12 protein-coding genes are annotated in these 13,578 nt (G+C 33.0%); 4 read left to right on the top strand and 8 right to left on the bottom strand.

Annotated features, from left to right (window positions below):
* Position 1: 1 nt before the first annotated feature.
* From GJV76_RS08755 to GJV76_RS08730, 6 genes are all read right to left on the bottom strand, one after another.
* Entirely contained in the window at positions 2–2,260 is a 2,259-nt protein-coding gene (locus GJV76_RS08755; RefSeq protein ID WP_155092241.1) for an ATP-binding protein, read from the bottom strand.
* A gap of 12 nt (positions 2,261–2,272) precedes the next feature.
* Positions 2,273–2,863 carry a hypothetical protein gene (locus tag GJV76_RS08750; RefSeq protein ID WP_155092240.1) on the bottom strand — a complete coding sequence of 197 codons (591 nt, stop codon included), beginning with the start codon at positions 2,861–2,863 and terminating at the stop codon, positions 2,273–2,275.
* A gap of 38 nt (positions 2,864–2,901) precedes the next feature.
* A complete protein-coding gene (locus tag GJV76_RS08745) occupies positions 2,902–3,663 on the bottom strand; it encodes a hypothetical protein (protein WP_155092239.1) in 762 nt (253 codons plus the stop codon).
* 28 nt (positions 3,664–3,691) lie between these two features.
* On the bottom strand, positions 3,692–4,273 hold the full coding sequence (locus GJV76_RS08740) for a DUF4303 domain-containing protein (RefSeq protein WP_155092238.1): 582 nt from the start codon (positions 4,271–4,273) through the stop codon (positions 3,692–3,694).
* Positions 4,274–4,282: 9 nt separating this feature from the next.
* The gene (locus tag GJV76_RS08735) at positions 4,283–4,786 is read right to left on the bottom strand and encodes a hypothetical protein (protein ID WP_230381523.1); all 504 of its coding nucleotides are present in this window, start codon (positions 4,784–4,786) and stop codon (positions 4,283–4,285) included.
* Between the two features lie 256 nt (positions 4,787–5,042).
* Positions 5,043–6,500: a hypothetical protein gene (locus GJV76_RS08730; protein WP_155092236.1), complete on the bottom strand. Its 1,458-nt coding sequence runs from the start codon at positions 6,498–6,500 to the stop codon at positions 5,043–5,045.
* A 289-nt stretch (positions 6,501–6,789) separates the two neighbouring features.
* On the opposite strand from GJV76_RS08730, the gene GJV76_RS08725 reads away from it, so the two are divergent.
* Genes GJV76_RS08725 through GJV76_RS08710 form a run of 4 tightly spaced genes read left to right on the top strand, consistent with a single transcriptional unit; the run spans position 6,790 to position 9,371 of the window.
* A complete protein-coding gene (locus GJV76_RS08725; RefSeq protein WP_155092235.1) occupies positions 6,790–7,206 on the top strand; it encodes a hypothetical protein in 417 nt (138 codons plus the stop codon).
* 6 nt (positions 7,207–7,212) lie between these two features.
* Positions 7,213–7,872: a J domain-containing protein gene (locus tag GJV76_RS08720; protein WP_155092234.1), complete on the top strand. Its 660-nt coding sequence runs from the start codon at positions 7,213–7,215 to the stop codon at positions 7,870–7,872.
* Positions 7,873–7,879: 7 nt separating this feature from the next.
* Complete coding sequence (locus GJV76_RS08715) at positions 7,880–8,272, top strand: hypothetical protein (protein ID WP_155092233.1); 393 nt, start codon at positions 7,880–7,882, stop codon at positions 8,270–8,272.
* A 34-nt stretch (positions 8,273–8,306) separates the two neighbouring features.
* Positions 8,307–9,371 (top strand): ankyrin repeat domain-containing protein, encoded by a 1,065-nt coding sequence (locus tag GJV76_RS08710; protein WP_155092232.1) that lies wholly within the window; start codon positions 8,307–8,309, stop codon positions 9,369–9,371.
* Between the two features lie 207 nt (positions 9,372–9,578).
* Here the strand turns inward: GJV76_RS08710 and GJV76_RS08705 are convergent, their stop codons facing one another.
* Together GJV76_RS08705 and GJV76_RS08700 are read right to left on the bottom strand one after the other, a co-directional pair.
* Positions 9,579–10,859, bottom strand: a complete 1,281-nt coding sequence (locus GJV76_RS08705) for an McrC family protein (RefSeq protein ID WP_155092231.1) — start codon at positions 10,857–10,859, stop codon at positions 9,579–9,581.
* A 6-nt stretch (positions 10,860–10,865) separates the two neighbouring features.
* Positions 10,866–13,577 (bottom strand): McrB family protein, encoded by a 2,712-nt coding sequence (locus tag GJV76_RS08700; protein WP_230381522.1) that lies wholly within the window; start codon positions 13,575–13,577, stop codon positions 10,866–10,868.
* Position 13,578: the final 1 nt, after the last annotated feature.

The following is a 13,578-nucleotide window of genomic DNA, read 5'->3' as shown; positions in this document are numbered from 1 at the left end:
ATTACTTTTTAGGAAATTTAAATTCTACACTTGTTCCTATATTTTCTTCTGAGTGCACAGCTAGTGTTCCTTTCATAAACTGTATGCGCGATTGTATATTGTGAAAACCAGCTGACTTCTTCAAATCTAATTTATTAGTATCAAAGCCTTTTCCGTCATCTTCAACTGTGACAATAATTTCGTGTTCTTCTTCTACCAATTGAATAATAATCTGAGAGGCCTCTGCATGCTTAATAGCGTTGTTTACTAACTCTTGAATAATGCGATAAACCAACAATTGTTTGTCTTGGGATAGAAAACTCGTATAGCTCAGAAATTCGATATGAATATCTAAAGTCTCATTAGACATACGAATTCCAAATTCGTCTAACGCTTCTTTGAGTCCGTAATTAACTAATAGATCAGGCATCAGATTATGCGCTACTTTGCGCAGCTCTGTGACTGCAGCATCTATTTGCTCCACAGACTTATTCAATCCCTCTTGTGCTGACTCACCTACTTTCTTATTTAATTGTGTAAGGTGTAATTTGGTACCTGAGAGTAGTCCTCCCAAACCATCGTGTAAATCACGAGCCAAACGCCCTCTCTCTTGTTCTTGCCCTTGTAAAAGAGCTGTTAAAGTCGATATTTTAGAGTTCTGTTTTTCCTTCTCGATGGCTAAGTGATGTAGTGTATCTCTCTGTTTCATAGTCTTTAGACGTTGTCTATAGGCATATAATAATAGAACAACCACTACTATAAAGAATATCATAGAAGCTACATAAAAAGTGTTGAGCTTATCCTTATAAGCCACAATACTCTTATATGTCAATAAATCTTTATTCTTTTGTTCTGTTTCTAACTGTGATAGACGTAGCTGTTGAGCATTCTTCTGTGCTTCTAGCTCAGAGAACTTCAGCCTGCTACGTTGATTCTCCTCTATCAACTTTAGATTGCTCAACAGCTGTTCTCTCTGCTGAGCTAAAATGTGCATTAGCGCAATCTGTTGTTTATTCTTCTCTGATTCATATTGAAGTTTGACCAACCTTTGCTGTTGTCTCTCCTTGTCAAACTGAGCTTCTAACTTTCTTACTATTTCTAATTTGTCTTGGTTATACAACTTCTTGAATAACTCCAAGTACTCCTGTTGATAGTGAAAAGCCTCTTTATAATTGCCATACTCTGCGTATATTTCTACAAGAGATTCATATATATTTAATTCTATATTGCGATCTGCAATACTTGATTTTTCTAGAGCTTGTTTTGCTTCTAACAAGTAAGAAATAGCTGCCTTAGCATCCCCCTCTGCTAAGAAGACAGAAGATATAATCCCATAAGATGATGCTATGTGATCTGCCCGCTGTGTTTTTAGTGCAATAGCATTAGCCTTTTTAGCATATTCTAAAGCTTTAGAGCGATAGGTGTCAGCAAAAGAATACAGGTATAAACTAGCTAAATTATTATTGGCAAAAGACAAATCAGAGAGATTATACATGACCTCTTTATTCTGATTAAAGATATCTATGGACTGTAAAAAGTAGCGCTCCGATAAATCTCTATAATTCACATGATCAGGATGAGTACTATACAATCGATCATATAAATTACCCATTTGCATAAAAGCCGAAAACTTAGTCTGCGGCTCGTGTTGTAATAAAGCGTAGCTAAGAGAAGCCTTGGCATATTTTTCATTCAACTCCTCTTCACCTAAACGGTTATAGATAACACTTAGCTCGCTATTAGCAACAGACTTTCTCTTGTTCAGCGTATTTGAGTTAGGTGCTGATTCGTAGTGCTTGATCGCTGTAATGATGTACTCTACAGCCTTCTCATGATAACCATTACGACTACTTAACCATCCCTCGCTATACGCTAGGTATCCCTTAGTCTCAGCATCATTTGCTTTTATACTGTACTGCTTAGCTAAGTCAAGACTCTTCTCTGTTCCTATAGTATTCTCCATAATGCGCAAATTCATCGCCTGAATGCAGTACAGAATACTGACATCACTATAGTTTTCGCTTTTTAATGCTGTATCGATACTTCGGGTAAGCACACGTTCTGCCTGTTCAAACTCTTTATTGGCATAAAGAGCAGATAGATAAGAGATAACGATGTTGCTCTGTGCTTTATTTTTGTCTTGAATTGCCTTATATTGTTTCTCCCAATATTGTAAGGACTGTGCGTACGCAGACGACGTAGATAATGTACACACTACTACAACCGCGATACCAATTAAATAAGGCCTTACAGACACAATAAGGATTCGAAATATCTTCAAAAAATAAAGGGATTAGGTGTTACGCTCAATGCAAATATATTTATTCTGTTTCTTATTGAAATAAATATCTATAAAAGGTTCATACTGTAATCCTATCTGATATTTAAACGTTAAGTTTTCATCCCATTGCATTGGAGTATCTTCTTCTGGCCAGATCATAGCCCAGCCTTCTGCATATCCATATACTTCCTCATTATTATACATCGGATGGCTCTGCATCCATAAGTCTATATAATTGTCGTTATAGATAGATTGTAAATCAGATAGATCATTGCTATTACAATCATTATCTTTAATCCACTGCTGAACTTCAACATCTCCAAAATGCATTAGATGCTCGAAGTTTGGGTATATTTGTTGAGTTTTAGTCGTTAGAGCTGTGTATTTCGTTAAATCTATTAATTGGATATCAATGGGGTCAAACGAGAATACCTCATCCTTCTCTATTAAAGCCATCCATTGATTCATACATTTGACTATAAAGCTAATACTTTCTTCTTCATTAACATAAGCGGCTGGCTCATCACCTGTTATTGCTTTCACAAAAAGGTGTGCTTCTCTAATCAAAGTCTGCGCTTTCTCTTTTAATTGTTCTATATTCATTTATTATTACTTTAGCACAACAGCTTATTATTTTAGTTTTAGGTATATTCTAAGCAAATCACCGCTTTATTTATAGTTGGGTCATAGAATAAGAATAACATATCAGCAGCACTCTGTTGAAAGTCATATCCTTCTATCGTAGCGATGTGAGGCAGTACTTCACCATTGTGACAAGGCTTTTCTGTTATGTTTTCTCCGCCGTATTTACAGTCTTCTAAAGGAAGGCCTGCTGTATTTAACTCTTCGAAAAGACCGTAAATCTTCCGTTCTAAACGCTCTATATAGTAATCTGAATGTTTTCCATTATCCATATCCTCTACCGTAAGTTGACGCATACGCTCTAAACTGCGGATGTCTTCTACGTGTAAGCCTGGACGATCATAATCTTTATCACATAACTTACCATACTTTTGATAATACGCTTTTTTAAGCTGATAGATGGTCTCGTTCTTATTGTATTCTATCTCTAATCCCGAATAGTCTTGGGCATAATCTTCTGCTGTTATTACAGTATCTACTGAGAAGTAGTTCCAATCAGCATCAAACTTATATTTACCATCTATTACATCAAAACCAAACATATCTGCTTTAGTAAATGTGGTGTGATAATCTGTTGTATCTTCTCCTACACGGCCATCATAAATCTCTTTGACAGACACGATGTGCAACCACGTATCTTTAGTGGTATCTATTAGTTTTAAATTAAAAGAACAGATCGGCAAGAAATACTTCTTGTGATTTTCTATATCATCATAAAATACCTCTTCGTATTCAGGGAATATTTTTATTAATGGGTTCATTTATATACTCTACTTTTTATTTGTTATTCTATTTGCGCCAAGTTTTCATCCAGTCTAGATATTCTTGTTGATAAGGATTGTCATTTAAAGTAATGATCATCTCCTCTAATTCTTGACGATCATACTCATAATCTGTTACAGAAAACATCAAAAAGATGTCTTTTCCAACTATCTGCTTAAAGAATTCTTCTTGTTTTAACTTGACCAAAACAGCAATACAAGTCTGATATAGTGTTTGTTGAAATGCCTCAAACTCTTCATCATCTATTTCTTCGTATTCCTCTTCTTTAAAATCTTCTTCTTCAGCCCAAAAGTCACCTTCCAGAGCATTGTAAAGTGTATTACAGATAGCCGAGAAATCTTCATCTGCTCCATCTCCTTCATAACACCACTCAGCCGGTTCATACTTATAGTACACATAATCTTGTTTTGGCTTGGTCTCTAAATAATCTTGCGTGTTGGTAGAAGGACAAACCGTCATCGCTCCCTCATCACTATATAGAGCGAAACCATAGATATCTTCGCTACCATGAACCGTTACTATTTCTTGAAAAGCCTTACGTGTAGCTGCTTCTATTTGGATAGCTAATGCCTTAAAATCTATATTCATTTCTATAATTTATATCTTCGCAAAAAAGTCAAACTTATTCTTTGCAATTAACTTAGGTTCTTGATTTGGATGTTCTTCATATACTTCTATATGGATTACTTTTACATCATGAGGTATCTTATATTTCTCTTCCTTGCTATAATTGTAACCTGCTATAGTAGCTCCTTCTTTACCAGGTATGTGTTTAATATTTACATAGTACTTAAGCGTTATACCATTGCCTAATTGCTCTGCTTGTTCAAAGCGTATCTTAGAAACTTTGCGAATCTGTAACCCTCTAGAACTAATATTTCCTTGTATGCTAAATCGCAATACATTATCCTCTTTAGACACTAAAGAAACAGCAGGTACAGATCTCTTTGTAACCTCCTGATAAGTGGTATAAGTATGTTGTTTACCCCTATCGGGTACTTGTTGAGTTACTCGTTTTGGCTCAATATGTATAGTTGTTATTTCCAGTGTTTGAGCCTTAGTCTGACAGCCAAACAAAGCAAATATTGACACTAAAATCATAAGGTATTTCATTGCTATATTTTGGTTAAAAGTACTGCTTCTTGTCTTAAAAACGTCTCACTGATAGTAGTGGTTTTCTAATTTTACTACAATATGTATGAAGTAACAAGGCATCTTTATTAATAATAAAGAGAACTTAGATATAAACCTATTGCTTTGATAATCCAGTACATCTACTCTATACCCTTTACCATTCACAGCTATTAATTTCAGTTAGTCAGCCTCACTAACTAGCTGAGTATTCTCTTTCATCTCTTTATTGTTCTAAATACGCTCTACCAGTATAAATATCGATATAATAACTTACTGTTTTATCTTCAAGTTTTACTTGAACTAAACCGTCTGAACGAATGTATTGATAAGCCTTCACACCTAGCTTCTCTTGCTTTTTACTGTCATAGAGTGTATAGTTTTCCTCTTTCTGCAAGGCATAAATACCTTTCGAAATATCCAAAGCAAGTATAGAAGTATACTCTGGTTCTATACTCCATAGTTGAGCTTTTCTATCCCAGACCCCATACTCACTATCACCTTCTTTGCCCTCTATGTTGACAAGATACAATTCATCACTACCTGTATAATACTTTACAGAGGTAACTTTCTGATAAGGTATAACCATTTCTTTAGAAGGCCATACAAGCCTGCCTATTTGATCTGACACCTTAAAACTATCCAAATCAAACTGTTCTACCACCTGACCATGTATATCTAGATAAAGCCAATCATAAGCCCAAATATCGTGATCATAGTTAAAAACACCTATTAAAAAATAAGGAGAATTAGCAATAGAATAAATCAAAGAGGCATTCTTTATAAAGGCTGCTTGCTCAGGCGTTGCTGTTTTAATCTCTTTAGGAAAAGCCTTGTCATACTGAGGATATGGATAGACACTCCCAGTAGTAACATCCTTTAACAACTTTGGTACAATAGGCTCAAAGCGTTCTTGCATCAACTGATCCAGTATAAGGTCTTCATTACCATACTTTATACTAAACGTATTAACACCTTCTAAGTCTTGATGTATTGCTTCCTTCTGCTGTACATCATAAATAGAAAAAGAGTCTTTAAATCCCTTTATAAATCGCTTATTGTCTAAGGTTGTTATCACATCAACATCCTTTTTCTTTAAGTATTGATTCTTAACTACATAAAGTGTCTTGTTCCAATAAATATGCTCATCATCTACTGCCACTGGATTTAGAGTGTAACTATCTTCTAAATAAGGGACTTGTTTTTGCAGTAAGACCTGCTTGGTTTCAATCACCCCAATCTCAATGCTATGATAGGTTTGTTCTTTTTTAATAGCTCCTCCTAAGATATTCCACTCCCAATTCCAGATAGGCATCTTTCTCTGGTATTCTCTACTTTTCTTATAGAGTGTCAATCCATTTACAACTTCTATCTCTATCTCACTCTCTCCTACTTCAAGTACTTCTTTTCCATTGGTATCTATAACAACAAAAGCTCCCTTATTATTTATAACCATCGCATAACCTGTCGAAGTATACATAGACGCACTTTTATACTTTATCCCATTAATAGGCTTTAAACTATCCCTATCTACATAAATAAAGTCATTTTGCTTAGTTAAAAACGCAATAAGTTGAGTAGGTTCTACTTGAGGCATATTGAAAGAGGATTTGTCTTTTCTTACTTGAGCATAAGTTATGATAGAGATCAATATCAAAAGGGTACTTAACACTGCTAGTTTCATACTTTACATTTTTGTATTTGGTAAGTAACAATATTAAAGAGATAAGTAGAAGGAGACAATCCCTATTAGTGGGGAGGTTTTTAATATTTAATAGTTCTGTTATTTTCTAAAACAAACAACTTTAGTATTAAACTAAGATTCATATAGTCAGTAGATATGGTCTAAAAAAGCTTAATAAAAACATAAATATTTAAACTAATTTAAGGATTGAATTACTGCATACAACTAAACAAAAATAGTCTTTTTGATAAATTAATGTAATTTTGCAAATGTTATTAGCAAATATATCATGGAGAAAGCAGTAAAACCTGAAGAACCTCTTTTCTATATAGGACTATTAATAGTCTTAATTTATTTCATCTATTTGTACTTTTTAGATACTAAACAAAAAAGAAATAGTGCTAAGAAAATAGAGTCTTTAGAAAATAAAATACTCAAAGCAAAACAGAATTACTTAAGCAATAATCAATTATTAAAAGATGAATTGACTAAATACTATCCTGTTGATTGGGTTGAGAGTGCATTCAACGGACAAATTTATAAAGGTATGCCTATAATACTACTTAAAGTTGCTTTAGGAACACCCAAAGATATCGTTTTTAATGGATCACAAGGGCAAGTTTGGAAATATGATTCTAAACAAGAATATAAGTTGCTTATCAATATATGGGATGAGCAGATCACTACTTGGCAACAAATAAATTAAAAGCAAATGAATAAAAAAGAATCATATACTATATTAGGCCTTGAAGAAAATGCTTCTATTGATGAAATTAAACTAGCTTATAGAAAATTAGCAAAACAATATCATCCTGATAGAACCGGTGGAGATGAGTTTTTTACTAATATGTTTAGGAAAATTAATCAAGCATATGAGAATCTACTCTCTAACCATGACCTAAATTACAACTATAAAACACACTCTTCCCAAGAAAACACCAAACATAAAAGAGTTATTCTCAATCCTAATGTTGATAATTGGATTGAAAAACGTCATCAACTATTTGATTTTATTGACTATTCAAAAAGGCAACTAGACTATTTAAAAAATAGAAAGACAAAAAGAGCTTTATCGTTAGCTAATATCTTAAAACTTGTAGGAATTGCATTACTAATTGCTATTGTCTTCAACCCTTACACAGTAGAGAAAGTAACTGCTAAGCCCAAAGATATAAAAACTACAAAATGGAAAACAACTTCTAAAACTAGTTTATATCCTTCTCCTGATAGTCAAACACACCCTATAGGTGAATTAGCACAAGGACAACCTTTAGATAGTATAGGCGCTACTAAGTATTTTTTTAAGGTTCAAGTTCTCAATGCAGATAATATACAAACTGGCTATGTCTTAAAACGAAAAATAAGTAAATAAAAAGACTATGAATGAAAAATATTACAATCTTTTACAAAAAAAAGAACGTCTAAAAAAAGATAATAGAGATATGTTAATCGCTGGAATAATCGGTGTTCTATTAGCATATTTTATGATAACAAGTCCATCCTACCCCTCGAAAGATTCTTTTACATGGAACAATCTTTTATCGCTTTATGCTATGGCTTTTTATATTGGCTTTTCTTTTGTAGCTGGTTGGAAATTACTACATAATTTTACTGCTAAATTCTTTTTATTTTTACCTATTATAGGTTGGGTTATTTATTTATTTATAAAAATAGCTTTATCCCTAGTTATTGGTTCTTATTTATATGGTATATTTCGTTTTTTCAATAACTTATATCAAACCTATCTAATTGATAAACAAATATCTGATTAAAAAAATATTATTTATACTTAAAACACCATAAATCATGGTAAGCTTAAAAGATATTGGGACATTTAAAACCGTTCCCCCTATTGTCAATGCAATTATATCAGGAGATATTACTCTATTAGATCAGTATTATGCTGAAGGTTGGGATATTGAGAAACAGATTTCTATTGGAAAACATACCGATGAGTCTCCTTTAGATTTAGCTCTAATTATGGAAAACTTCGATACTCTTAAATGGCTTATTAGTAAAGGGGTAAACCTAAATGCAAAAGACAATCCCAGCTTTTTAAGTGCTGTTCGCTATTGCAAGGCGGATATTATCAATTACCTGGTAGCACATGGAGCTAAAGTAAATGTAGTAAATCACCTCAAATCTGATGCTTTTCAGCAAGCTTTATATGGCAAGTCTTATGATAATTTAGCTCTTATCCACAGCTTAGGACATACAGTAGAGAAATATGGTGGTCTAGCCTTTCGTCAAGCAGTTAGCGATCGTAACTATAAAGTATTAGACTTCTTTATTTCTTTTAATGTTGACATCAATTACAATAAAGCCGATATGGTGTATCCCTTTAAGCCTACTGCGCTGTGTGTAGCTGCAAGATATGTAGATCTTCACATGTGTAAATACCTTGTCCAACACGGTGCAGATGTAACACTCGCTGAGAAAGATGGCATGCGTCCATACAGTATTGCCTTAGAGAAAGCAGATAGTGAAATGGCTGAGTACTTTAAGTCTATAGAACCCGTAGATTTCCACAATCTAAGCAATAAACTCGATGAGTTAAAAGCCTATAAGCTACCTAAAGTTCTTTTAGAGTTCTTACAAGGAGATAATTTGCGCATTGACTTACCTGATTCAGACTTTGAGTATCTTGAATTCTTTACCTTACTTGAGACAGTTGCGTTCAAATTTGCAAGGCAGAAGCTACTTCGCATTTCCAAAGAAACTGGAGATTACACAGATACTATTATTGTTTGGAATCCAAAGGCTAAGAAAATAGCTTGTTATGATTTAGAACACCAAGAACTTACAGATCTGAGTACTTTCGAAGAATTTATTACAAGTCCTGTAGATCAGTTAGATAAGTACTTTAATTAGAAAGAATAGAGTTAAATACCCATCAAAAAAGGTTACCGTAAGCTAGCTTTTTCAATATTTTAATTTTTGTAAATTCTTGAATATGTGGCTTAAATACAACTACACAATAGTCTATTGACTTTGCGTTATTCTGTTATTCTCTCTCTGCGAAGTCTCCCAACTTCGTAGTTATTTATAAATAACAAAGCCCACTCGAACAGCAGTATTTTAATTAATGTGAATTTCTGAATTCGAAACAGTAAACCATTCCTTAACAACGTTAACTACCTGCTTTTCAAAATTAGCAATATCATCTTTCACTCCAAGGTGAATTAAATAACACATATCATCATTCTGGCTATTCAGATATTTCCCTTTATGTTCTTTAGACTCCAGACTCGGATAAACCAATGCCACCTTATTCGCCTTGTAGAAGTGGTGATATACATACATCTGTCGCAGATCTTCTACAGATGGGTACGGCTTCCCATTCAGATTCTTCCATTTCGTATCAATCACAAAGACTCTTGATTCCTCCCTTTTCTCTGTTATCACAATATCTGCAAACATCTTCACACTTCGGTTTGTTTCTGTATGCGAAAGCCAAAAGTCTTTCTTTACCTGTTCTCTAACCTCATGTGAGTTTTTTAAATGTTTTCTCAAAGTCACAAAAACAAAGCGTTCCCACAGTGCATTCATATCAAACAATAAAGCCAACACATCACTACTACCTCCTCTAATATCAGGGTGATAATTTAGAAGTAATAGTTTAGCTATACCTAACGCTGTTTCATAAGAAGCTGTCTTTCTATTGATCGATATCTTATCAAAAGTACTCTCAGACACCTTGATATCCTCCATTTCAGGAAAACTAAACAACAATTGATTAATCTCACTATCCAACGCAATATTTACATTAATGCGTTTTAGTAATTTCAATGCCTTATACAGCACTTGATGTAATAGATGCTGTTCATCATATACACTATGGCGAGTATAAAAACGCTCTTGATGTACCAAGTTCTGTTGAATGTGTTTACTAAACACCAAACTCCCTTTTAGAGCCAACGTATTCCCTTCTTGTGTTCTATATTTCTTTATTAATCCTTGATGAACTAAACGCTTTAACTCCTGTAGATACATCGCGATATAAACATCTAAAATCGCATTTGTTTTTAAAGACAGATTACTTGATGTAGGAGCATGAGTAGTAAAAGTACCTACACGCCAAATCATCTCTATCAATAACTTACGCCAAGTTTTCTCATCTTCCTCATTATTATCCACTTTAGGCAATACCTCGATAGTCAAGTTACCCAACTGTAACACCCCTACATATTGATTAAACTTCACTCCTTTGTGAATCAGAGAATAATAAGGTAAGCCATTCGTACCATAGAAAGCTTCTAATAGAGCTAAATGTTTTTCTTCAAACACTTTATCTTTAGATAACACATCCCCTATTCTTAATGTATTATGCTCAAAAACTGTAATCTTTAGTTTACTCACTTATTACTATTTTTTACCTAACAAATTATCTATAGCTACCTTAAACTCCCCTTCATCCTCAATAGATTTTAATGAATAAATAACCTTGTCTTGATACATCTCGCTATCATAGTCAAAAGACGCAAATACAACCTTATTCCCTTCTGATTTTTCAACAAAACCCTTACCAAGTACCAATCCTATCTTGCCATAATCTCCATAGAAATACTCTTGCAACAAGGGAATAATATTATTCATAAATCGCGATTGTAATGTCTCCACAGAATCCACATTTAAAAAGTAACTATGCCCGATCAAGTGATCTCTATCTAACAGCACCTCTATACGCTTATTAATAACCTCTAACACCTCTTTTAAATCAATACCAAAGCTGTTATCTGACTCGATTACCTCATAATCAGGCATCATCTCTTCGAAGGTAAAACGACGTCTAAGCGCTGTATCCAGAGCCTCTACACTTCTATCTGCTGTATTCATCGTACCGATGATGTATAAATTATTCGGTACACCGAACTTCTCTTTTGAGTAAGGCAAGGTAACCTCTAATGCCTCCTCATTTCCTAATCGTTTACTCTCTTCTATCAAGGTAATCAACTCCCCAAAGATGGCAGATACATTCCCACGGTTGATTTCGTCGATGATAAGGACCTTATTTTTTTTGCAAATTGGATAATCACGATTGTTTTTTTCAACCAGCATTGCAAGTATATTAGGATATCCATTAACAATATACTTTTCAGTGGTTGGTGACATCATATTAACTGCATCCTTATTTTTTATACTTTCATAATCTATCTTACCCTCAATCACTAGCTGAGATAATTCATTAATTAAATATTTAGGGATTGGTACAATGCTTTCAGCTCTAGGTTTTTTAAGATAAATTATTTCATAGCCTATTTTGTTTATCTCATAATCTCCTATTAAGTCTCCTACAGAAAAACTATTTTGAATAATAGTGTTACATAACAATTTTAAAAAACCGTTTTTTATTTCATAAGTAACCTTACCTTCAATTTCTTTAGGCTTTATCCCCTCCACAAAGTCCTCGTATGTCATACTCTGATGAAAGGTTGTGAACACGATCTGTCCATTCTCTAAATACTTATCAAACTCCTCTTTAACCAACTCTCTCTCTTGGCTCAAATCAAAGTCAGGAGCCACTATAGCTAATGCTTTATTAATCGTATGATACGTCTTCCCTGTTCCTGGAGGACCATATAGTATTTGGTTTAGTGGATGCTTCATGTTTTTTTCTGCTACATATTTAATTGCAATTTCTTCTTTTACCTGTTTATTCTTAATAAGAAATTCGCGTATATCATCACCAATAATATTATCTAAGTCAACAAAGCTTTGAATCATTTCATTAATACTTTCTTCTGAAAGAATATCTTCTTCATCTAACGAAAATGCTCTATGAAATCTAATAGATTGAAAGTAATCTTTACTATTTACTTTTTTAGCCCAATTAAACCAAGAAATAAAATCAGTACTATATTCTTTATCTAATAAATAAACATATAAATCTTTTACTAACTTAGTAATTTCTTCAGGTTGTTCATCATCTTCTAGATGAAGATCTATATAAATAGATGATTTATCACAATACAATTCATAGTGAACATAATCATTTCCAATTATAGAATATTTATCCTGTATCCATTGAAACTCTTTACCATTGTGCCGATTAAAACAAACAGAACAGCCTTCTAAACTCTTCAATTTAGCATTAAATGCCGTTTTAACTTTTTTAAATATGTCATAATAATCATTACTCTTCTCTAACATAGTATATAAAAAATCTTGAGTTAGAAGATTAAGCGCTGGATCATTATAACTTCCCTCTGGCAAATGCTGTTGTACCAAAAACAATAGTTCCTCATCTTCTTTTATATATTTATCTCTAATCTCCCTTGCTATTTCAAGATAATCCGAATACTTTTCTCCTTTTGTTAATGATTCAATATTCAATAACAAACATAACTTCTGATAAAATGAGTCTTTAAATAACAAATACTTTTCAGGATACTTAAAACTCAATAAAGTAGAGATTGTACGTTCATCATGATGATGCTGTAATTTATCTTCTACTTCGTGATAAAGGTTAGTTATTTCCTCACTAAAGTTCTTAATTCTCGTTTCTAAAGATATTTCTTCATCATATAAATTCAATAACAATTCAGCATACTGGCGATTTCTTGCCTTATTTAAGTGCTTCATTGTTGATATTGAGTTATAATACAATAAATTACTAAATTTCATTTCTAGTAACTCATCTACTATTGTATCTTTATTTAAACTTGGTTTATTATGTTGAGTAGCAAATAGTAACCATTTATATTCTTCTTGCTTTAAATCACCTTGTTTAATCCTCTGTTTATACTCTTTTAATAGTTTTAATATCTCATCAGATTGTTCTCGAATACATCCACTAATAAAAGACTCTTTTTTACTAACTACCTTAGCTCCATTACTTTCCAAATAAGCATTTAGTCTTTCACCATTATTAGCTGTACTAGGTATTATTAACTCTAATTTATTCTTAAGAAAGTACTTTTCAACACATTCTAATACCTTCTTATTAGGATATTCGACACCATTATTCACTACGAAATAATACCTACCATTATTCTTCGTATTCCATCCCTTCTTATCTAATGTTTCAAAAGCATATTCTAATGCCTCCTTCCAAGCTTTTTTATTCACTTCTTCCATC

Origin of the sequence: Myroides albus, assembly GCF_009711045.1 — a bacterium.
GTDB lineage: Bacteria > Bacteroidota > Bacteroidia > Flavobacteriales > Flavobacteriaceae > Flavobacterium > Flavobacterium album_A.
The sequence above is the reverse complement of the archived record's forward strand: the minus strand, read 5'-3'. Positions and strand labels throughout refer to the sequence as shown.

Coding starts and splice junctions, on each gene's coding strand:
- GJV76_RS08735 (WP_230381523.1), bottom strand. CDS start 4,786: ATGATTTTAGTGTCAATATTTGCTTTGTTTGGCTGTCAGACTAAGGCT.
- GJV76_RS08750 (WP_155092240.1), bottom strand. CDS start 2,863: ATGAATATAGAACAATTAAAAGAGAAAGCGCAGACTTTGATTAGAGAA.
- GJV76_RS08740 (WP_155092238.1), bottom strand. CDS start 4,273: ATGAATATAGATTTTAAGGCATTAGCTATCCAAATAGAAGCAGCTACA.
- GJV76_RS08715 (WP_155092233.1), top strand. CDS start 7,880: ATGAATGAAAAATATTACAATCTTTTACAAAAAAAAGAACGTCTAAAA.
- GJV76_RS08700 (WP_230381522.1), bottom strand. CDS start 13,577: ATGGAAGAAGTGAATAAAAAAGCTTGGAAGGAGGCATTAGAATATGCT.
- GJV76_RS08710 (WP_155092232.1), top strand. CDS start 8,307: ATGGTAAGCTTAAAAGATATTGGGACATTTAAAACCGTTCCCCCTATT.
- GJV76_RS08720 (WP_155092234.1), top strand. CDS start 7,213: ATGAATAAAAAAGAATCATATACTATATTAGGCCTTGAAGAAAATGCT.
- GJV76_RS08745 (WP_155092239.1), bottom strand. CDS start 3,663: ATGAACCCATTAATAAAAATATTCCCTGAATACGAAGAGGTATTTTAT.
- GJV76_RS08725 (WP_155092235.1), top strand. CDS start 6,790: ATGGAGAAAGCAGTAAAACCTGAAGAACCTCTTTTCTATATAGGACTA.
- GJV76_RS08730 (WP_155092236.1), bottom strand. CDS start 6,500: ATGAAACTAGCAGTGTTAAGTACCCTTTTGATATTGATCTCTATCATA.